Source organism: Bacillus sp. SG-1 (genome assembly GCF_000181495.1).
GTDB lineage: Bacteria > Bacillota > Bacilli > Bacillales > Bacillaceae_B > Rossellomorea.
This window is the reverse complement of record NZ_ABCF01000001.1, coordinates 478279-499739: the sequence shown is the minus strand read 5'-3', so window position 1 is coordinate 499739 and position 21461 is coordinate 478279. Positions and strand designations below refer to the sequence as shown.

Below are 21461 nucleotides of genomic sequence, written 5' to 3'. Positions count from 1 at the left end.
GTATAGGAGGAATTCATTTGGCTATATCACTTTCTGATGCATTTAGATTATGGCTTGTGAAAAAAAGAAAACAAAATAACTTAACACAAGAAACTATTGCAGAACTCTCGGATATTAATGAAAAGCATTATGGTAGAGTCGAGCGAGGGGAAAACGGTGTAACTCTGGCTTTTATTGAGAAAGTCTGCGGCGGCTTTGGAATCAAATACCGCGATCTTTTTATAGAATTAGAAGAAATGTTAGAGAATAATAGTGAAGGTCATCATTCTTAGAACACCAAGAGAACATTTGAAAAAGAACTTATAGGCAGTGCCCTTTTATAAAAACCACTTGGGAATCTGCCTATAGAGCTTGAAATATTTTAAGTTTATATGGATTTTTATATTTTTTCTGATTTACCTTTCAAATCTTCACGTCTTTGGAAGAAATAATGAAGTCTGTATTGACAGATTTCTTTAGTAAACTCATATAATAAATCCTTATCTTGCTCTTCAGGAAAAACTTGCACATCAAACTCGTTGTTTTCAAGTTTAATTAATCCTTTTGAACTTCCACTCCACATGGTCATCGGCATTTTCTTAATTAGATTCGCAACCTTCTTCTCATCATATTCCCAAAGCTGCTGTGATGATTTATCTGAGAAATCGATCCTCTTACGATATTCTTCACTTGTAAGGTAGTGATGAAAGTATGGTGCTACTTCTTCAGGAGTAATTGGGTCATTCCAGTGATCGGTCCCTCTTTCTAGCATTGCAGACAATAAGACCATTTTATAGCTCTTGGCCATCCCTGTTTTCTCTACTTCTCTAAGCCACTCTTCAAACTTTAAGAAAACTTCCTCTTCTCGCTCTGTGAGTTCATCTGCGCAATCCAGGAATGCATGATAGGATTTCCATTCATCATAATAAGGTTTGGCTCCCATTGGACCTTTTAGGTGCATCTCCAGGTAGGTCGGTCTTCTGCCTAAATCCTTTTTTACGTCTCGGTAAGCAGCAAGTAACTGCTGCTTTCGCGGCTGCTGTTTGCGTGCCATTTCATTAATCAAATTGATAGCTTTGACATCAATTTCAAACGCACAACTCTCAGGAACGGTCGGGAGCGCTTCTCCCTTTTTCCTTTTACCTTCAAGTTCCTGGTCAAAGACGGAAAGCTTCACATCTGCATGACGGTAGTTACCGATAAGATCTATGATGACACAGTATTCTTTGGATGAATGCAATCTCAGCCCACGTCCTATTTGCTGGGTAAAAACGGTCAGGGATTCTGTCGGGCGGACAAACAGCAGTGTGTCAACAGCTGGTATATCCACCCCTTCATTAAATAGATCAACAGTGAAGATTGCATCAAGAATTCCATCTTCAAGTTGCCTGATGGCTTCTTTCCTACTAATATTTTTTTGCTGTGAATGAAGGCTTACTGTCTGGTATCCTTTTTTGTTAAAATAGTCAGATAAAAACACAGCCTGCCTGATAGATGAACAAAACACAAGAGATTTGGTTTGTTTATATTTTTCCCAGGCATTGATGATATTCTCGGCCATTTCTTCTCTCAACTGAACTTGTAATAACTGCTCCTCATCATATCTGTTACCAACCCATCTGATTTGCGAATAATCGGTTTCATCATATACACCAAAGTATTGGAACGGAGAGAGCCAATGTCTCTGAATGGCTTCCAGAAAGTCCATCTTAAAAGCAACATTTCCTTCACATAATGCATATACATCACGGTTGTCATTGCGGTCAGGCGTTGCGGTAATTCCTAGAAGAAATTCCGGTTGAAAGTAAGATAGGAGCCGCTGGTAGGAGTCAGCAGCTGCGTGATGAAATTCATCTATGACAATCAAATCAAAACTGTCCGGGTTGAATGCCTGAAGGTGTTTCTTCATGCTTAAGGTAAATACTGAAGCAAAGACGAAATCTGCCTCTCCTTCTTTCGTTCTTCCATTATAGATACCTTTTGAGGCTTCAGGCATGACAATGTTGAATGATTTCTCTGCTTGATGGAGAATTTCTTCTCTGTGGGCAATGAACAGCACTCTTTTGAACCGTTGCTGTGCAAAAAAGGCTGCAAGGTACGTTTTTCCTAGTCCTGTTGCCATAATAACCATTGCTTTCCTGTAGCCCTCTTCATAGGTTTTATCCAATTCTTCAAGAGCTTCTATTTGAGCAAACCTTGGTTCAACAGTCCCGTACTCACCTTTTTCTTCATGAATTACATCTGCATCTTTACATCTTTCTTCATCCTCAGGAAGCATTGCTTCGACTTCTTCCTGCTCGGTCCATTTGCGGATCAAGTTAGGATATTTTTCATGATACTTTTTATATTCTGTTTCATATTCCTTTAGTGTTTCTTTATTAACAGACACTGTCTTCTCATTATAGAAGAGACGCATAAACTGTTCCTGTACTTCCTCAAACAATTCCTTGTTATGCTGGACAGCAAGGTTCCATTCTACACCTTCTGTCAATGCTGATGAAGAGAGGTTCGATGATCCAACAACTAGGAACTCTCCTTCTGATGTTTCAATCAGATAGGCTTTAGGATGAAATGCCACTCCCCCGCTCTTCCATAAACGAATTTCAATACGATCATCTATGGACAGGAGTTCATGAAGTGCCTCCGGCTGGGTGATATGCAGATAGTCACCGGTCAACAACTTGATGTCTGCCTGTAGATCTGCCGCTATCTTCAAGGCATTCTTCAAGTACCGTACACCTGATTTCATTGAGAAAGAAGTCAGTATATAAACAGACTTCGCTGACTGGATCTTTTCTTTGATTGTTGTTCCAAGATGCGATGTGATTAACTGAATTTCAGACATTATTAATCCTCTACCTCTATTAAAAAGATCTTTTCTTTAAATGCTCCTCTTTTTTCTGCCTTCTTACGACGGATCTCTTCTACTTCCTCAAGAGTTGTATCATGAGATTTGGCAAATGCATGGACAATCTCCATCAGGTCTGCCAACTCCTCCATAGCGTCTTCCCTCGTTTCTGCATCACGGTATTCCTCAAGTTCTTCAAAGCTTTTATTCTTCAATTCTTTTATGTATTCTTCGTCGGTAAGGATTCTTGTTGAGAATTTCTTTCCGTTTGATTCAATGATTTCTGGAATTTTGTCACGTACTAGTTTGTTGTATGTAGGCATATGGATTCCTCCAAAATATAATATGATTATTATAAAAACTTCCTTTTTATTTTACCAAATCATACTAAAAAGAGCGAACTGAGGTATATCTCTTCATTCTCTTGTTTTTCCGCTACTTGCTCAACCACTATTGATCTCTCGAAGGACCTTTTAGGTTTTAAGTCAAACGTTGGGATAGGAGTGCTTGCTCCTACTTCTTAACCAACATGAATTCCTTTTAATATATTCATCAATAGCGATGACAGACGGAAGCTTTTCAACCTCTTTTAGACGAGAGACAGAGATTTGATCAAACTGCCGTATGACCGTAGATTGAGACGTGCGGAACTGTCGCGCTGTATCTTTAAAATTCTTTCCCTGAATCACTCGGAGGCCTAAGGCTTGATTCCACTCAATTGTATGTCTTTGATATCGTTGAACAAACATATTATCTTCTGCAAAACGTTTCCCACAAGGACAGCTGTACCTACGTTTGCGGTAATACAAATAAGATGTACGCTCAAAAAGCTTAAGGTGTTGAATCTTTTGAAGCCGATAGTCGTGGACCCTACAGGTCCAGTTTCTACAGGATGGGCACTGATGCTTTCTTTTTGCCAATTCAATATGGAGATGGAATGCCTCTCCCACTTCCTCAGCTTTTGAAATCTTAACCCCTTCTAATCCAGGCAAAACCATGTTAAAATGCATTTACACGCAACTCCTATCTTTTTCTTGTTTCTAGTCAATTCAAGTGTAAAAGATATGGGAGCTTGCGTGTATTTTTTTGCCTTAAAACATACCCCAACAAATATAATAGAGCCACCTTTTAAAGACGCACCTCCTGCCATAATTAAGAAAACACTTTCACCAGGTAATGAGGCGAAAGTGTTTTATATCATTAATTCAAACTCTCAATAGCGTAATCCGCCTCTTCCTGAGTGAATTTTTCTCCGTATTCAGAAGTCAGTTGGTCTCTTATTGCTTCTGGCGACATGCTCATTGTTTCCTGGTAATTTCTCGCTTTTTCCAAAGCATTCTTCTTAAAATCGGCTTCCAAATTGTCAATTGCATATTGGGCTTCTTCCTCAGTGAACTTTTCACCGTGCTCAGAAATTAGCTGCTCATAGATCCCTTGCTTTGACATATGCATTGTTTCTGAATAGGATTCAGCCTTCTTTAAGGCGTTTTCTTTCCAATCAAATTCAAGGTTATGCATTGCATAGTTTGCGGCTTCCTCAGAGAATTTCTCACCATATTCTGAAGTGAGCTGTTCAAAAATACCTTTTTTGGACATGTTCATTGTTTCGGCATATACTTCGGCTTTTTTCAAGGCTGATTTATGATCGGTAGGAACATTATCCTCTACCTTTGCTTCTTCTTTTGGCTCCTCTTTTTCTGTTTCTTCTTTCGGTTCCGCTTCTTCTTCCTTTGGTTCAACGCTTGCTGTTTCTGCTTCAGCTGGTCTGTTTTCATCTTTGTCTGCGTCAGCTGTATCACTATCATTTCCGTTCACAGTAGCTCCAATGATAAAAATTGCAAGCACCCAAACCCACCATCTCTTATAAAACGGCTTTTTTTGCTTTTGTTTTGACACTTTCTACACCTCCTAATTATTCACTTTCCAGATTTTAGTATATCACAACTATACCAATCTAAGCTTGCATTACCTTAAAAATGGAAGGAAAAAATTCCTCACAGGTAATGAAGACTTTTAGTTAAAATTTATAGTTTAAAAGACGAATTTTAATCATTTCAATGAGATGTATAGCAAGGTTTTGTTTGCAAGGTTGAGTCATGATAAAGTAAATCTAAACCGAAAAAAAAAAAAAAATAGCTAAAGCCCTCCTGCGAATTTACAGGAAGGCTCTAACGCTTCACATAATATCAAACTACTTTATTAACAATCGTATTAATGTTCTCTTCCCGTTTAATTTGACGCAGAACCCCCTTAAGCTCTCTCCCTCTCTTAAACACACCTTCTATCAGCTTAGCTGTTCGGTAGCACGCCTCCACATCCAGACTTTCCAGATCAGTATGTTCATGGGAATACCCAACTGAAAGGTTCACACTTTGGATACCATGGGATGCCCAAATTCTTGTATCGCTGCTCCCGCCTAGAGTGGTTTTCCATCCATATAAGCCCTCTTCACCAGCTGTTTCTTCAAAGAAAGCTCCGTAAGCAGGATGGCAGAAGGGGATATACCCTCCACATGAAGTGACGATGTCTCCTGTTCCCCGGCGGTCGACGACGATGGCCGCATCGGTGTTCCAGAGGAAGTAATCATCTACTTGTCTGGCTCCCACCAGACCGCATTCCTCTTCAACGGTGAAGATAAATTTCACTTTTCCGCTGAAAGAGGAGGAAGGGGTATTAAGGTATTCGGCAATATGAAGGAGTACTGCAACGCCTGCGCGGTCATCTGCACCTAGTATTCCATTACTGCTCGACCAGATGTTACCGTCTTTAATAATTTCCCGGTCACTTTCAATTTCAACTACAGTATCCAAGTGAGCATTTAACAGTATGACGGGTCCATGTCCGCCTTTGCAGGTTTTCTCCGCAAGTATGTTCCCTGCACGGTCTATCGTAATATGGTCAACCAGGGGTTTCAGTTTTTCTGCCACATAGTTTCTTATTTTTCCTTCGTTCCCGCTCGATCCCGGTGTCATCAGCAATTGCTCCACTTGACACTTAAATAATTTCTCTTTGATGAAATCAATACCTTGATCCAGCCATTTTTCTTGTATTAGATTCAGTTTTTCAGCAAGATCTAAAAGTTGTGGACGGTCCAGGTGAAGTGATAGATGGTAGCTGTTCCGTTGTTCTCTCCAATAGATTCTTTTGTTTCCAAGTGCCAGTAATAGACCGGCCAACTCTTCAATATCTTTTTCCTTCGTGACCATAAGATGTGCCGCTCTTCTCCATGTCCATCACAAGATCCCATGGTATGAAACCCTAATCGATTCAACTGTCGCACAATACCGCTGATATAGGTGTCGAGCTCTCCTATTTTCGGCTGGTCAGCTCCCGGCCTGAACCAAAGTCCTTCGACACGCCCGCGCCCTTCATAGTCAATTGCTTCAATCCACTCTCTTTCTGTAATTTGATTAGAATTAATGATTAATTCTCTATTAAATATGGAAAAGCTGACTTGTAATGACTCCAGGCTCTTCATTAAGAATTCAATATTGCCTTCTGTTTCATTGCTGCAGTCAAAGATGTTTTCTTCTTTCTCGGCCAGTAACCATCCATGTCTTACGAATAATTGATTCCATGTTTTTTTCATAATCTCATCATCTCCCTTTCGTTTGTAGCTTAAGCATACGAAAAGGGCGATGACACCCCTGTCATCAGTCGATGAGCAGGGAATCGTCATTGCGGTGGAGTATGATGTAGGGGTATTTTGGATTGAAGAAATACCCGGTTTCGTCTTTTACATTCTTGTTTGTCAGCATTTCCGGCATTCCATCAGCCTTTAGCTTGTTGGTAATCCTGTTCACATTCTGAGTAAATGTATTCTTTTTCACTTCACCTGTTTCCTTGTAAACAGAGATGATGTCACTGAAATCATGCCTGACCAAAGGGTGGTCGCTGGTGCTCTCGAGCATGAAGTTTCTTAGAATTTCAGCCTGATTCTTGCTTAAGGATATTCTCTGCCCATTAAAATACAGAGACAATTCTCGTTGAGCAAAATCCAACACAACCGTGTTCCTCGTCTCTTCACGATACATATGGCATCTTTCCTGACTGCAGTACTTCTTTTCCCCTTCCGTGATGAAGCAGTACTCATGACCTCTCAAGTACTCTTCATTGGTAGAGAGCAATTCAAACAAAGGTGACAACTCATAATTAGGGAGTTTTGCAGAATCATAGTGGAGCTTATCCAGATTTTCCTGGGCTTCCTTGGCAATGAACAGACCGCAATTTGACAAGTATAAATGACAATTATACAGCTGCTGCTCATTCATTTTATAATTCAAATTGTCCTCACTTTCCTGCCAGGTAAGCGCGTTTTGAAAGTACAGCAGGGCTCTGGCAAAGTCTTTCTGTTTATACTTAAGAAATCCCAGACGGTAGTTTGCAATGGGAAGATTTTCATCAAGACTGAGAGCTTCCTCCAAGGTTCTCTCAGCTGTATAGTCGTCCTGCTGGTAAACCGTCTTTAAGTACGTCCCATGGACAACGAGGTGATGGATGAGCTTATTTTTGATCTGCGGAAGACTGTCCCGGTAATCATTGTTTCTCTCTTTTGATATTCGACGGTAAAGGCTCCTGTATACACTGATGAGTTGATAATAAGATTGATCTTCTTCATTCTTAATCTTTTCCTTCAGCTCCGACTCAATATCCAGTAGGTCTTCAATTGTTTTATATCTTGCGGGCACTCGAAACACCTTCTTCTAGTTATTTGTCTTACGAGATAAATATTCAGCATGATTTGTTAAATTCCTGTTCAGGGATTATCGACATTTTTTGCAAACTAATGAATGCCGTCTATCTACACATTTTCACGGAATTATAAAGCCTGGTATCCCCTTCATTCACCGTCCTTCACCTAAACAGCATAAGGAAATTGATGCATGAAATGGATTAAATGTCACCGTGACACTTCGAAGATTTATCCTGTTCTCTAAATGAAATTAGAGACACTCCGCCTCATCCCGATTAACCTACATTAATGAAGCTGTTCCCCTCCACTCCCCTCCTAAAATATCGTGAATTCCCTCTTAGTCTTTGAATATACTGGTAAAATACAAGCTAGGGGGAGTGATCAAATGAATTGGTTTGGAATGCTAATCGTTCCTGGCAATAAGGAAATACCGAAAGTGACAGTTAGCGTTAAGGAAACGAAAGATGGCCAATACTATGCGAAGAGTGATTGTGGTGAGATAGAAGCAGAAGGATATGATGCTCTTGAAACTGCGAAGATAGTATACGAGTTCACTGTTCAATGGAGAAGGGGGTGAAGGCAAATATATATCCCACTGGATTACTGACTATGTTCTTTTCTAAACGTGATACAAATTAAATTAAATCTTCCGGAGAGATTCTCTTGTATCCCCTTGGTACATTACTTATTTAATGGTACCTCTATCTGTCTTCTAAATTCCCCCCCCTCACTCAGAACCCATGTTTTTGAAAAGTCCCTCCCTTTAAGCTTAAATACACAGACGCTTTAATACCCGTGCGAACACACAGATTCGCCTACCCCCTATTATATAATCCAGTTATGAGACATTTGTTGGGCAACTCCTCAATCTCAACCTCCTTTTGTTACATGAAAACAATTATAAGTGCCGACTTTTTCTCAGTAAATCAAAATCATTACTATTTACAAATCGTAATAATTACGATATATTACTTTGTGCGAATTAAAAAGGAGGATACATATGAAGAAAAAATGGATGATTTTATTTAGTATAATAATAGTCTTTACCCTTGCTGCATGTGGAGAAAAAAAGGAGATTAACAGCGAGGAACCTTCAACTGATCCGCTGAAAATTTTCACCACGGTATATCCCCTGCAGTTTTTTGCTGAACGGATTGCAGGAGATGAAGCTGAGATAGAATCCATCCTGCCGCCAGGATCTGACTCACATACATATGAACCCACTTCCAAAGACGTCATGTCTATAGCTGAAGCAGATGCATTTATCATGAACGGTGCCGGCCTGGAGGCTTATGCTGAAAAAACCGCGGAGGCTGTAGAAGGTGAAGATGTGAAGATCCTTGAGGCTTCCCAAGGGATTGAGCTCAGCGAAGGAGCCCACGACCACGATCATGGAGATGATCATGACCACGGCGATTATGATCCCCACATTTGGCTCGATCCGATCCGCTCGATTGAATTAGCTGCGAACATTAAGGATTTATTAGTAGAAATGAAACCTGAAGAAGAAACGCTATTCAATGAAAACTTTGAAACTCTCAAGAATGATCTTGAAGAGCTTAACCAGGAGTTTGCTGCTGAGCTGGGAACAGTTTCAGGCAATCACTTTATCGTCTCCCATGCTGCATATGGCTATTGGGAAGAAGCTTACGATGTCCACCAGCTTGCCGTTAGTGGATTGAGCCCGACGGAGGAACCGTCTCAGAAAGAACTGCAGACACTTGTAGAGACAGCTAAAGAATACGAATTGAAGCACGTTTTTTTTGAGCAGAACATTACGACGAAAATAGCTGAAGTTGTAAGGAAAGAAATAGGTGCAGAAACACTCAGGCTTCATAACCTGTCTGTACTGACAGAAGAAGATATTAGCGCAGATGAAGATTATTTTACACTGATGAGACATAACCTGGCACAGTTGCTTACAGCGTTGGAACAGGCACCTGCAATCGAACCGGAAGAAGACGACCATGATCACAGCCATGAATTGGATGAAGAAGCGCTGAAGATTTATGATGGGTACTTTGAAGATGATCAAATCAAGGACCGCGCGTTATCGGACTGGGAAGGCGACTGGCAATCCGTTTACCCTTATTTGCTGAATGGCACTCTTGATGAAGTATTTGCTCACAAAGCTGAAGACGGCGATAAGACGGCAGAAGAATATAAAGAGTATTATTCGATTGGGTACAAAACAGACGTCGAGCGCATCATTATTGATGGAGACAAGTTCACTTTCTTTGAAGATGGTGAAAGGTCATCTGGAAGCTATGTCTATGACGGGTATGAAATTCTAACCTATGAAGCTGGAAATTCTGGTGTGCGCTTTATCTTCAAACTAGATGAAGAACATGAAGGAAATATGCCGAACTATATCCAGTTTAGTGATCACAGTATTTTCCCAACGGATTCCCACCACTATCACTTGTATTGGGGAGATGACCGGGAAGCGCTGCTGAATGAAGTCACTAACTGGCCTACCTATTATCCATCTGACTTAAGCGGTGAGGAAATCGCGGATGAAATGATGGCGCATTAAACCTCCATACAAACTTAAAGTACAGTGCACAAAGTATCCGTTGTCCCTTTCTTTTGGGCAACGGATATTTTTATACAGATGCAGGACTTGGTGGGTCACACCCCTTTCCTATCAACTATCTAATGCAAACTCTTTAACTCCGGCATCTCATCCACAAGTGGAGATAGCTTCTCCATGCTTGCCATTAATTCATTAATTACATTTTCAAATCTATCACTTTTGTTAAGATTGATTTTTAAATCGAGTTACTTCCCTTTCTTTTGATATAGCCTTCATTTTGATTTAGTTTGTTAATGCCTTGATGAAAAAATGCTGTCCTTCCCTCACGAAGTTGCACATATTCGATGTATCCATCTACCTTTATATATTCCTTCTTCGGTTTATATGGGTTGGGTTCATAATGCAGGGCAAAATCAGTAACTGCACTGGAGTTTAACAAGTCGATCGACAGCTCGAAAAGGACGGAATGGAATCGGCGTTTAATTTGTTGCCATCAAAGTTATTTCGCACCCAGTCTTTTTTACTGAATAGAAAGACGGTGGCATTTCTTCCGAAACCTCCTGCCTCCCCGAATGTCATTGAAAGTTTACCAGGAAGGGAATGCTGAAGAGATTGAAGGAACTTAATCCAAATTAACTTCCTCTGTAATGAATTGATTTCTTTATACTTTGTAGAAACAACATCCGTCGTTTCGGTTGTAGTAATAGGTTCATAGAACTCTTTTAGCAATGCAGTATAATCGGAGATAACCTTTCTTGCCGCTTCATCCCTGATCATCTCATCCCAGTTCACATCAATGAACTCCTGGAAGTCCTTTTTCTTGAAGGATGGGTTTGCTGCGGGGGTGAACGGATCTAATGTTAGAAACAAATATACCATCGGAGTATCGGGGCCAGCCTGAAGTGCAGTGCGCAGCTTCTTCACCCCTTCCTCGGAGGCGTATCTATTTGTTTGTTCCTCCCCTTCAAGAGTACCTAGTTTATTTTCGATAACAATAATTAGGTCTGTTTCTGCGTTTTGCCTTCTCTCAATCACTAAATCAGGCGTACCTATCCCTCTTCCCAGTCCAATACGTGTCCTTGCAACAAACTCAGCATTAGTATTTGATACTTCACAGATGTGCTTAGCAAACCAACTGGCAAATTCACTTTCATGATTGATCAGATGACAGATCAGATCTGAAATTACATCTTCCCGGTAAAAGCTATTTAGTAATGTAATAGTGTTCATATCATTCCTGCCTCATTCATTGTAGAATTTTTAACTTAATATAGTTCTATATTTCCGCTCATCAGATTTCAATATTTCAAAAATATATGGCCTTTCTTAAAACAAAAAATTCACAAGCCTTCTGATTAGATATGCCTTTGCGCTTTCTTAAGCCTGTCTGAAACTAGGCTTAGAATTATATATGAAATAACAAGTAAAAAGGCACCCAAACTCACGACTTGCTAATAGCCATTGTTTAGACCTGAATTTGGGTGATCTTTGCTATGCATAAGTATTGTTAAGCTATTTTGTTAACCTAAACAACCGCCTTTTTGATTTTCCGCTTCTATCCCGGGCCAATGGGAATCTTAATCATGCCGCCAAACAAGCTCTACTTTATGGAAATGGTGCCTCTCGGTTTTTTTCAGCTATAGAAAGTTTGTTGTCATGATATTCATTAAGCCAGGGGTTAGTACTTTGTTCTATTTTGAGGAAAGGGGTATAAGACAATGGGAATCTTACCTGTCCCCTTTGTTATGCTCGGCTCAAAAACGCTAAAACCTACAGTTGCAATTTGGATGATAGGTCACATTACAAATTGTGGTAAACCTGTGTACCAAGAATACCAAATGGTCAATCCACAACTAAATATTGCCCCGCCCCTTCATCTAAAAAAACTTCAGCATCTTTATGAAGTTTCAAAACAGTTGCTGGAATAGCTTCAGTTGGGTCAGTATCTACTACTTTCTTCAGTATTTTTGATTTTTCTTTTCCATTAGCTAGTAAAAGAATTTTCTTTGCATCAAGTATATTCCCGATCCCCAGCGTGATTCCTCTATTAGGAACACTATTTTCGGAAAAATACTTTTTACCAACAGATGTTGTTGTTTCATCTAAATCAATAATATGGCTCTGTTTCTCAAAAGAGATGCCTGGCTCATTAAATCCTAGGTGTCCATTTAAACCTATTCCTAATACCATAATATCTACTCCACCAAGTTCTTTAATTTTCTTATCTATCTTTTCACATTCGAAATTTAAATTTTCCGATGTTGCATCAAAGAAAATTAGATTTTCTGGATTAACATCAATTTGGCTGAACAAATTAGTAAACAAGAAATGCTGACAACTTCCTTCATTCTCTTTTCCTAAGCCCACCCATTCATCTAATCCTATGAAAGTACATTTTTTAAAACTAACCTTATTTTCCTTATAAGCATCTACTAAGAAGTCAACCATTCGTGCGGGTGTGTTTCCCCCTGGAATAACAAATACAGAAAAGGGATTCTGTTTCACTTGGTCAATGATAATCTGACATGCATGTTTTGACATTTCTTCGTAATTTGTATAGATCTTAATATTCATTCTTTCACTCCTCCTGCCGTCATACCGGTGACTAAGTGTTTTTGAAATAAAATAATAATAATTAATGGAGGTAATGTTGCCAATATACCTCCTGTTGCTATCATTCCATAATCTACGGCATTTTTCCCACTAAATTCTGCTATCGCTACCGAAATCGTCTTTGCTTCTAGTGATGAAGTAAAGAGTAATGAGTAGAAAAATTCTTCCCAACTTAATAAAAATGAAAGAATAGCCGTTGCCATTAACCCTGGTCTAATGATTGGTATTACAACATACCAAAGTGCCTGAAGACGGCTGCATCCATCGATAAATGCTGCTTCCTCCATTTCTTTTGAGAACGATTTAAAATAGGATTGCATTACCCAAATGGTAAACGGAATAATGAATGTTAAATTTAATAGAATCAAAGTTCCTTTAGAATCTAACCACCCCAACTGACTAAAAAGTAAATATAAAGGAATGACAATAACTACCGGCGGAATCATATAGGTAAAGAGAAACATAAATACTAAATACTTCTGAAATGGAAATGTTAGCCTTGCAACTGCATAAGCAGCTAGGCTGCCAACCACTAAAGAAATAGTCATACAAGAAATTCCAATAATGATTGAATTCCCCATAGCTTGTTTAAACGTATACGCAACTGGGTTGTCTGGATTCGTGAAAATCTCTATATATCTACTAAAAGTTAAATCTGGTTGAATCCATCGTAGCGGAACTGTCGTTAAGTCTTTTTGAAAAGAAACACTTGATATAAATAACCAAACATAAGGAGCAAGGGTAAAGAAAACGACAATAATTCCAAATATATATTGAATAAGGCGAAAGCATTTGTTAGTTTTCATTCCTTACGCTCCTTTCTCTTTCATGATTCTTACATAGATTATCGTTAGAATAATGACAAAGAATGCTATCAAATAAGAGATGGTAGCACCTTTGGAATAGTCTAATTCAACGAAAGCTTTTAAGTAGGCATCGTAAGTTAAGGTTAACGTCCCATTTGCCGGCCCTCCACGAGTCGTCGCATAAATGATATCGAACACCTTAAACATCTCCATCGTTCTCATGACCAATACTACAAGAATAGTAGGTTTTAAATGTGGCAATGTGAGATGAAGAAAACGCTCTAATGGACCAGCTCCATCCACCACAGCAGCTTCGTACATAGACTTATTAACCATTTGCATAGACGCAAGCATAAACATGACAACTAACGGCGTCATTTTCCAAGCGTCTGCAAAGATAATCATATTCATCGCTAACCATGGGTCTCCGAGCCAGGATTTGTATTCACTAATAACCCCCAACTGACTAAACAATGCATTTAATGCCCCATACTCTGGATGATAAATCCACTTCCATAAAGCACCATTAACGATTGTGGGAACAGCCCACGGAAGAATAATGACAGTTCGCAAGAAAGCTCTTCCTTTGAGATTTTCATTTATTAATAAAGCAATTAGAATTCCCAGTGATAATTCCACTATTAAGGAAACAACCGTGAAATATCCTGTTCTTCCCACGGTGCTCCAAAACTCTGCATCAGAGAGTATTTCAATATAATTAGCTAATCCGAGGAATTGATCGTAGGTAGCAGAAATTAACTTCATATCCTTAAACGTGAAAATGAACGTTTGAATTAGTGGAATTAAAACGACTCCGAAAACAATTATGATCGCTGGTAATAGTATTGATAATGCGAACCATTTTTCATTTCTAGATTTCATTATTGATTCGCCTCCTTTATAAGAATAAAAGGAGGGGTAACCTCCTTTTATCCGAATTACTAGATTTATTAATTTGTAATTTCTTTGGCTTTATTTTGAATATTTGATAATGCCTCAAATGTCTTTTCACTACCTAATAATGCTTTTTGAAGTTCAACCTGAATCACATTTGAGAACTCTCCATACCAAGGAACACGTGGACGATTGACAAGATTTTCGTATTGTGTTTTAGAAGCTTCCACTACTTCTGGACCAGTTTTCACAACTTCTTCATCCTTATATAGTGATTTCCAGATAGGTAGAGCATTTTTAGCGTAATTTTTTTGTACTTCTTTAGAAGATAAGTATTCGATATATTTCCAAGCTTCCTCATCGTGTTTACTTCCTGATGTAACAGATAATCCCATTCCGCCATTTACACTTTTTCCAGTGCTTTGATTAGCACCTGGTACCGGAGAAATACCAACTTGGCCGGCTATACTTGATTCTTTTTCATCATTAGCCATATTGAACATATAGGTCCAGTTTAAAGCAAACGCTGCTTTTCCACTTGAAAATACACCACGTACATCTTCCTCTAAGTACTGAGTAGATTCTGGATTTGAGATTCCATCACTTAAGCTGTCCACCATAAAATTAACCGCTTTTTCATTTTCAGAAGACGTGACAGTTGGCTTTCCATTGTCATCCACCAGTGACCCGCCAAATGAACCTACTAGAGCGGTTACATCACAAACCAATGCCTCAGCTTGAGACCAACTCCAAACAATTGGATATTCAACAATCCCTTTATCTTTTATCACCTTCGCCTGTTCCATTAGTTCCTCCCAAGTTTCTGGGGGATTTTCGAAACCAGCTTTTTTTAGCATCTCTTTGTTATAAAATAAATACTTCGTATCATTTAACCATGGCATTCCATAATTCTTACCATCATAGCTAACCGAGTCTAAAGCACCCTGGAACACTTCGGATTTTACGTCATCTGAGATCTTGTCAGAAACATCTTTAACAAATCCGGCCTGCGCGAATTTTGCTGTCCATGGAGCATCAACGATGACAACATCATAACCACCTGATTTAGCTGAAGTTTGTATTTTTTGTTCTAATGATTCATATGGCACAAAAGTTGGATTTACTTTGATACCAGGATTTTTATCTTCAAATTCTTTTGTGATGTTTTTTACATCTTCTTCACTATACCCCGCCTGTTTCATAAAGAGCGCATTAAGAGTTACGCCTTCACCACTTGTTTTTTCATTGCTGGAAGAACACGCTGACATCCCAAAAACTAATAAACATACCATTACGACAGCCAACCATTTTTTCATACCTATCTCCCCTTTGTTTTATAATGATTCAAGCATTTCAAAAGCATAAGCAACAGCTCCAATTGCACCAGCATCTGTTTGAAATTGAGATGATTCAATTTCAACAAAGAATGGGGTCCACTGATTTGCAAGCCTTTGAATGTGTTGAATAATACCCACCATCGAACGTGAAACGCCTCCGCCTATAATGACTTTACTTGAGTTTAATAGACAAGATGCATTCGCAATAGCTATAGCCAAGTTTAGTGTGAAATCTTTAATAATTTCTTGGGCCTCTCTATCTCCTTGATAATATTGATCAAATAATTCTTTTGGAGTCATCCCATATTTGGTTAGAGCTGTTCCTGATGTTTTATTTTCAAAAGCACCAAACTCTCCAGGAACTCTCTTGTATCCGTTTTCAACATCAGACTTATCAACGAGATATCCTATTTCCCCGGCTGAGAAAGTTGCTCCTTCTACAATTTGACCGTTTGCATAAACCGCACTGCCTACACCTGTTCCAATGGCAATGAAGAGTAAGTCTGAACAATCACGTCCTGCTCCAAATCTCAACTCTCCATACATTGCGCAATTTACATCATTATTTAGAAAACATGGAAATTCAAATTTTTCCTTTAGGAAATCTAAGAATCTATAATCCCTCCATTTTAAAGCGGGGGCATCCACTACAATTCCTTCTTTCGTATTTATAATGGAAGGAACGCCAATCCCCATCGCAGATATAAGGTCAAGTGGTGTGTTCGAGCGATCTATGAAGTTGTAGATTAACTTCACGATTTTTTCAGGATTCTTTTCAGTTGGATGTTCCTCTTTAAATATGATTTCTCCATCCAAATCTGTTACAACCAGTAAGATTTTCGTCCCCCCAATATCTACTCCGATACCAAAAGAACATTTTGGATTAAAGAACAATTGAATGCCCTTACGTCCACCTTCTTTCGTCGATTCACCTTGTCCTTCTTCAATAATAAGTTTCTTTTTAATTAGCTCATCTACAATTCCAGAAACAGTAGATTTACTCAGTCCCAGTTCTCTAGACAACGCTGCTCTTGATACAGGCTGTTGGTTTCTTACTGCGGATAGAATTAAACGTCGATTAATTTGCTTAATTAATTCATAGTCTCCCTTTTTCAACGTTTCACCTCCATCTGTTCATAGATAGTTTGTTCGCAGACCAAACCAACTAGTTACAATATATGTGTAAGCGTTATTAGTTATTGATACTTTTTTTAAATTTAAACTATAAAGAAATTTCGACAAAAAAATGCCCCCCCATGTAGTACCCGCTATCATTAGGAAGTGCTGTCGTTTATAAAGAAATGCACATTAGAAATTAAAATATCTCTGAGACGGAGGGAAAGGTCCTATTATTCCTATAATTGCTCACTGACAATCCCTGAAGCCCCCTCCCCTTCATCCCTTTCAATGGTATGATATAATACAAAAGGAAAAATTAGAGATAGAGGTGACCGTCCTTGGCGATAAATGTAGTACTATATCAACCAGAAATTCCCGCCAATACCGCTAACATTGCCCTTACGTGTGCCGTAACGGATACAGCTTTGCACTTGATCCGGCCGATTGGCTTCTCAACAGATGAAAAAATGATTAAACGGGCAGGTTTGGATTACTGGGAGTCTGTCAACATCACGTATTATGACTCTTTAGAGGAATTTTTTTCAAAAAACCATGGTGAGTTTTACTATATAGAGACATACGGCGAAAAAGCTCATTCTTCCTTTGATTTCAGTGATGTTACAAAGGAACATTATTTTATGTTCGGGAAAGAAACAACAGGACTACCTGAAGATTTACCGGAAAGATATCACGGTCACTTCTTGAGAATCCCGATGAATGATAATGTTCGTTCCCTGAACCTGTCAAATACAGCCGCTATATTGGTCTATGAGGCTCTGCGTCAGCAGGGATACCCCCATTTAACGTAAAAAAATCTTCCAATGCGGAAGATTTTTTTGCTTATTCCTTAACCCTCAGACTTGAAATCATGGTATAGCCAAACAATATTCCAGTCACTGTCGGGAGAATTTCGGTTGAGCCGGCAAGGTATATGAATTGTCCCGTGAGGAACTGAAACAACTCAGGAATGACCCAGTAAAGAACAGGCACCAGCGTTATAAAAAGGGATGGAATTCCTATAATTGCACTTCTAATCCAATCATAAGTCCAAGCTCCATTTTTATAAAGGTTGTAAAATAGGTTGGGAATCGCAAGCAAAACACCTACAACAATGGAAAATACGACTGAATACCAATGCAGTGTTCTCGACAGAGTAAATGTTTCTTTGGATTTCTCCAGAAGGTGATGTTCATACTGTAAGCCGTAATAAAGCACAGTCAAGACAACGGAAATATACAGGATATAAAACAAGATACGTTTCAAAGGTGACATACTCTCTCCTCCTTTGTTACTACCTTATACGGTTCAAGACAATTAAAGTTTCAATTTTCCAAAATCAAACTTCCTTCAGCTGCTGGTATCCTATTTGCTTATTTTGAGTGTATGGCTTAAACTTTTTCATATGTTTATAGATAGCTGTATTTGAAATATTGTTGTTTTCGGAAACATGCAAAGGGCCGGATTGCCCCATTGGGTACAAGGGCTTGCTTGCTTATCAAGGTAAGTTCCGTGATTCTAAATTTCACATCATATAGCAACAAAGTTTCGAAAAGAGCCTTTTAGATCGTTAAGGAAGTGAAAATAGTGGAAAGTCATTTATTAGCAAACTTATATCGCCTCAGGTACATCGAACGCTGGAGTCTGATGAGGAATGTGATGAAGGAAAACGTAGCCGAACATTCATTTCATGTCTCGCTTCTCACACACAGCCTCTGCACTATCGCAAATGAGGTCTTCCATAAAAAAGTCAATACTGAGAAAGCCGTAACTCAATCCTTGTTTCATGATGTAACAGAAGTATTCACTGGTGATATCCCTACCCCGGTCAAGCACCACAACCGTGATATCCTCAAAAATTTCAGGGACATTGAGGAGCTTGCTGCAGAGAAACTGACAAATCAAGCGCCGGCACAATTAAAAGAAGCTTATAAAAGTGTCATATCCGATCAGTCTGATAAAGAATTGACTCAATATATTAAAGCCGCAGATCTTTTAGACGCCTACCTAAAATGTGTATCCGAATTATCTGCCGGTAATAGAGAATTTGTTGTTGCTAAAAAGCAAATAGAAGAAAAGATAAAAGGGCTGGAAATGCCTGAAGTGGAATATTTTCTCGAACACTTTGCGCCAAGTTTTGAAAAGACTTTGGACGAAATTTCAGAGTAAAAAAAGGAATCCGTGTGTATATAAATATACGGATTCCTTTTTTTTAGAGTGTAATTCACCCCTTAGGATCAATACCATCCTTCTTCCCCTTTTTGACTAATAGTGTTTCCAGACTAAATATACAAACTAGGAGCCAGAGAAGTCCTATTGCCAAACCTGCAAGGATATCTGTAAAAAAGTGAACGTCTATAAAGATCCTGCTCGCTGCAATCGCAAGTATCCATATCGACAAAAATGCAATCCAAACCGATTTTGACATATTTGTCAGATGGCTCCGGCCAACCAAGTAGATGATATATCCATATAATGCTACAGCACCCGTTGTATGGCCGCTTGGAAAGCTGAAACCCGTTCCATCATATTGAGATAAAACTTCGGGCCTTTCTCTTTCGAACAGCAGCTTTAAACCTTTCGTCAACGCACTTATGCCAAACATATTTATTAATAAAAAGATGATGAACCAGTTGCTCCTTTTCGTAAAGAAAAGATATGCAGTTAAGATGAAGGTTCCCACAGCGAGCCAAATGACCGCCCCCGCTTCAGTTATGTACCCCATCAAGCTTGAAATAGTAGATGTGTTAATGGAGGAAACAAACTCCCCGACTGCTTGATCCACTGCAAACTTTTCATTTTCCAATACATCTTCAGCAAGTGATATGAACAAATAAGTTGTCGAAAATATAGCTATGAAACCTGCGGCTAAAAGAGCTATCACTCTTTTTGACAGTCGATTTAAATTAGTATGTTTAAGCAAAACCCCTTCTACCTCCCAGGAAAACAAGCATTTCTTAACTTATATCCTGAGCGAACCATTGATAAACTAAATGCTCTTAGATAGGAGGCGAAACCACTTTTCAGTATCAGCATTATTTGGGGCAGCTTTCAGCCAACCTTCAAGAGGAACAGGTACCTTGTCCCTGTACCTTCCCTCTTATTTCATTTTTAAAAGTCTACTCCTGCGGAATGCTCTTTCCCTACTCGAATTCAATCCCAATACTTACAATTTCAGACCGGGTACCAATCCGGATAGGCGGTCCCCAAAAGCCGAAACCCGATGTTACGATGCTGTGCATTTGCTCCTTCTGTATGTGACCCCAATCGTTTTCATAGATGGCATCCGTGAGCAGGTTGCCGGGGAATATCTGCCCGCGGTGGGTATGGCCGGACACCATCAAGTCAATGCCTTCCTGTTGTGCTACGTTCAGCTCATAAGGCTGATGGTCGATTAAGATAACTGGTTTTTCAGTGTTTATATTTTTCGTGAGTAAGTTTAAAGGCAGCCTTTCACGGTCGATTCGGTCTTTGCGTCCAATCAGCGTGAAATCTCCTTGAACGTCTACCGTTTCGTCATATAGTACGGTGATTCCTCCCTGCTCCAGTGCTTCGATCAGTTCCATCATTGTGCCATCATGCCTATCATGATTGCCTAGTGAAGCATAGATTCCCATTGGGGCATGGAGCTTTGATAGTACCTTATCAATCTCCTGGTCAAGGAATGGTTGAACATCGTCATCAAAGAGATCGCCAGGCAGCAGAATCAGATCCGGATTGAGCTCGTTTGTTTTCTCCACAAAACGCTCTGCATGACTCTTCCCTGACAGCAGGCCAAAGTGCATATCCGCCGCCATCACGATATGCAGGGAATCGAGTGAAGAAGAGCCTTTCTCAATCTGTATTTCATAGTCACGTACGACAGGGCTGAATGCGTTAAAACTGCCGTAAGCCATAAAAAAGATCAGGAGCCCCAGCGTAATGAACCCTGCCCACTTCTGCGTCCCATGCCGCGGCAGCCGGGTGAGTCGTAAGAGGATGACCGTCACATGGGCAAGGGGAACGAGCAGTAACAGCAAATAAAAACAGGCCATCCAGTAGGCACCGATAATATTGATAAAAGTGAGTCCAGTCATGCGGCCCACGATAAATGAACTGGCTGCCAGCAACACGACCAGGCTATAGAGGATCGTGAATCGTCTGCTTGATGACTCCGGACGCAGCCAGTGCAGCCCCCTCCAGCCGATATAGTAGACGAGGCCGCCATAAAGCAGTAGTGAGATAATAAAAACGAGAATGAACATATGTATTTTCCTTGCTCCTTTTTCTTGTATTTTTAAAGTTTGTTTTGTTTGGAGCGTTTTATGTCATAGATTCCGATGGTTCCACACACGAATACCCCTAGTATAAGTATTCCTGTTAAAAGCCAGTTGTCTCCCCACTGCATAATGGCAACATTTAAACAAACGAGCGCTATGATCAGCGCAGAGTATTTTTCTCTCCATTTATTAAACTTTGAAGTTTCCTTCTCAGTGTTCATGACTTCACCCCTGACTATTCTGCAACATTCAGTATGAAACGTAATCCTCAGTCCTTTTCTCTCTTCCATTCATATGGCACATTCACCCAACTAGAAAAGAGGGAAAACAAGAAGATCATAGACCCTACCCCTATATTTTCAGTCCACCTGATATCATGG

At 39.5% G+C, this 21461-nt stretch carries 21 protein-coding genes and 1 pseudogene; 5 read left to right on the top strand and 17 right to left on the bottom strand.

What is annotated here, in order from left to right; translation table 11 throughout:
• Positions 1 to 17: 17 nt before the first annotated feature.
• On the top strand, positions 18 to 272 hold the full coding sequence (locus tag BSG1_RS02660; protein ID WP_006835277.1) for a helix-turn-helix domain-containing protein: 255 nt from the start codon (positions 18 to 20) through the stop codon (positions 270 to 272).
• 107 nt (positions 273 to 379) lie between these two features.
• On the opposite strand, the gene BSG1_RS02655 is transcribed toward BSG1_RS02660, so the two are convergent.
• The 7 genes and pseudogenes from BSG1_RS02655 to BSG1_RS02630 all read right to left on the bottom strand — a co-directional run bounded on the left by BSG1_RS02655 (position 380) and on the right by BSG1_RS02630 (position 7515).
• The gene (locus tag BSG1_RS02655) at positions 380 to 2824 is read right to left on the bottom strand and encodes a DEAD/DEAH box helicase family protein (protein WP_006835276.1); all 2445 of its coding nucleotides are present in this window, start codon (positions 2822 to 2824) and stop codon (positions 380 to 382) included.
• 2 nt (positions 2825 to 2826) lie between these two features.
• Complete coding sequence (locus BSG1_RS02650) at positions 2827 to 3150, bottom strand: nucleoside triphosphate pyrophosphohydrolase (RefSeq protein WP_006835275.1); 324 nt, start codon at positions 3148 to 3150, stop codon at positions 2827 to 2829.
• A 222-nt stretch (positions 3151 to 3372) separates the two neighbouring features.
• Positions 3373 to 3837, bottom strand: a pseudogene (locus BSG1_RS02645) (helix-turn-helix domain-containing protein); the annotation flags it as partial.
• A 190-nt stretch (positions 3838 to 4027) separates the two neighbouring features.
• Positions 4028 to 4723, bottom strand: coding sequence for an Ltp family lipoprotein (locus tag BSG1_RS02640; RefSeq protein WP_006835273.1), 696 nt, complete (start codon positions 4721 to 4723; stop codon positions 4028 to 4030).
• A 290-nt stretch (positions 4724 to 5013) separates the two neighbouring features.
• Positions 5014 to 5799 carry a M20/M25/M40 family metallo-hydrolase gene (locus tag BSG1_RS21265; RefSeq protein ID WP_232214181.1) on the bottom strand — a complete coding sequence of 262 codons (786 nt, stop codon included), beginning with the start codon at positions 5797 to 5799 and terminating at the stop codon, positions 5014 to 5016.
• A gap of 101 nt (positions 5800 to 5900) precedes the next feature.
• Complete coding sequence (locus tag BSG1_RS21260) at positions 5901 to 6416, bottom strand: hypothetical protein (RefSeq protein ID WP_232214171.1); 516 nt, start codon at positions 6414 to 6416, stop codon at positions 5901 to 5903.
• 64 nt (positions 6417 to 6480) lie between these two features.
• Positions 6481 to 7515, bottom strand: a complete 1035-nt coding sequence (locus tag BSG1_RS02630) for a tetratricopeptide repeat protein (protein ID WP_006835270.1) — start codon at positions 7513 to 7515, stop codon at positions 6481 to 6483.
• Positions 7516 to 7905: 390 nt separating this feature from the next.
• Here BSG1_RS02630 and BSG1_RS02625 point away from each other — a divergent pair, with 390 nt between their 5' ends.
• Both BSG1_RS02625 and BSG1_RS02620 read left to right on the top strand, forming a co-directional pair.
• Positions 7906 to 8097, top strand: coding sequence for a hypothetical protein (locus BSG1_RS02625; protein ID WP_044022235.1), 192 nt, complete (start codon positions 7906 to 7908; stop codon positions 8095 to 8097).
• 423 nt (positions 8098 to 8520) lie between these two features.
• Complete coding sequence (locus BSG1_RS02620) at positions 8521 to 10056, top strand: metal ABC transporter solute-binding protein, Zn/Mn family (protein ID WP_044022234.1); 1536 nt, start codon at positions 8521 to 8523, stop codon at positions 10054 to 10056.
• A 432-nt stretch (positions 10057 to 10488) separates the two neighbouring features.
• Here BSG1_RS02620 and BSG1_RS02610 read toward each other — a convergent pair whose 3' ends face one another.
• From BSG1_RS02610 to BSG1_RS02585, 6 genes are all read right to left on the bottom strand, one after another.
• On the bottom strand, positions 10489 to 11286 hold the full coding sequence (locus tag BSG1_RS02610; RefSeq protein ID WP_006835265.1) for a PD-(D/E)XK nuclease family protein: 798 nt from the start codon (positions 11284 to 11286) through the stop codon (positions 10489 to 10491).
• Positions 11287 to 11898: 612 nt separating this feature from the next.
• Entirely contained in the window at positions 11899 to 12630 is a 732-nt protein-coding gene (locus BSG1_RS02605; RefSeq protein ID WP_006835264.1) for a glucosamine-6-phosphate deaminase, read from the bottom strand.
• Positions 12627 to 13475 (bottom strand): carbohydrate ABC transporter permease, encoded by an 849-nt coding sequence (locus BSG1_RS02600; RefSeq protein ID WP_006835263.1) that lies wholly within the window; start codon positions 13473 to 13475, stop codon positions 12627 to 12629. The genes BSG1_RS02605 and BSG1_RS02600 overlap by 4 nt, the downstream gene beginning before the upstream one ends.
• A gap of 3 nt (positions 13476 to 13478) precedes the next feature.
• Positions 13479 to 14357, bottom strand: coding sequence for a carbohydrate ABC transporter permease (locus BSG1_RS02595; protein WP_006835262.1), 879 nt, complete (start codon positions 14355 to 14357; stop codon positions 13479 to 13481).
• 68 nt (positions 14358 to 14425) lie between these two features.
• Complete coding sequence (locus tag BSG1_RS02590) at positions 14426 to 15685, bottom strand: extracellular solute-binding protein (RefSeq protein ID WP_006835261.1); 1260 nt, start codon at positions 15683 to 15685, stop codon at positions 14426 to 14428.
• An 18-nt stretch (positions 15686 to 15703) separates the two neighbouring features.
• Entirely contained in the window at positions 15704 to 16822 is a 1119-nt protein-coding gene (locus BSG1_RS02585; RefSeq protein WP_006835260.1) for an ROK family transcriptional regulator, read from the bottom strand.
• A gap of 341 nt (positions 16823 to 17163) precedes the next feature.
• On the opposite strand from BSG1_RS02585, the gene trmL reads away from it, so the two are divergent.
• A complete protein-coding gene (trmL, locus tag BSG1_RS02580; RefSeq protein WP_006835259.1) occupies positions 17164 to 17634 on the top strand; it encodes a tRNA (uridine(34)/cytosine(34)/5-carboxymethylaminomethyluridine(34)-2'-O)-methyltransferase TrmL in 471 nt (156 codons plus the stop codon).
• 31 nt (positions 17635 to 17665) lie between these two features.
• On the opposite strand, the gene BSG1_RS02575 is transcribed toward trmL, so the two are convergent.
• Positions 17666 to 18097, bottom strand: a complete 432-nt coding sequence (locus BSG1_RS02575) for a hypothetical protein (RefSeq protein ID WP_006835258.1) — start codon at positions 18095 to 18097, stop codon at positions 17666 to 17668.
• 312 nt (positions 18098 to 18409) lie between these two features.
• On the opposite strand from BSG1_RS02575, the gene yfbR reads away from it, so the two are divergent.
• Entirely contained in the window at positions 18410 to 18991 is a 582-nt protein-coding gene (gene yfbR, locus BSG1_RS02570) for a 5'-deoxynucleotidase (RefSeq protein WP_044022233.1), read from the top strand.
• A 55-nt stretch (positions 18992 to 19046) separates the two neighbouring features.
• On the opposite strand, the gene BSG1_RS02565 is transcribed toward yfbR, so the two are convergent.
• The 3 genes from BSG1_RS02565 to BSG1_RS02555 all read right to left on the bottom strand — a co-directional run bounded on the left by BSG1_RS02565 (position 19047) and on the right by BSG1_RS02555 (position 21302).
• Complete coding sequence (locus BSG1_RS02565; protein WP_156791346.1) at positions 19047 to 19745, bottom strand: phosphatase PAP2 family protein; 699 nt, start codon at positions 19743 to 19745, stop codon at positions 19047 to 19049.
• Between the two features lie 220 nt (positions 19746 to 19965).
• Positions 19966 to 21066 carry a metallophosphoesterase gene (locus BSG1_RS02560; RefSeq protein ID WP_006835254.1) on the bottom strand — a complete coding sequence of 367 codons (1101 nt, stop codon included), beginning with the start codon at positions 21064 to 21066 and terminating at the stop codon, positions 19966 to 19968.
• Between the two features lie 32 nt (positions 21067 to 21098).
• On the bottom strand, positions 21099 to 21302 hold the full coding sequence (locus BSG1_RS02555; RefSeq protein ID WP_044022232.1) for a hypothetical protein: 204 nt from the start codon (positions 21300 to 21302) through the stop codon (positions 21099 to 21101).
• Positions 21303 to 21461 lie beyond the last annotated feature (159 nt).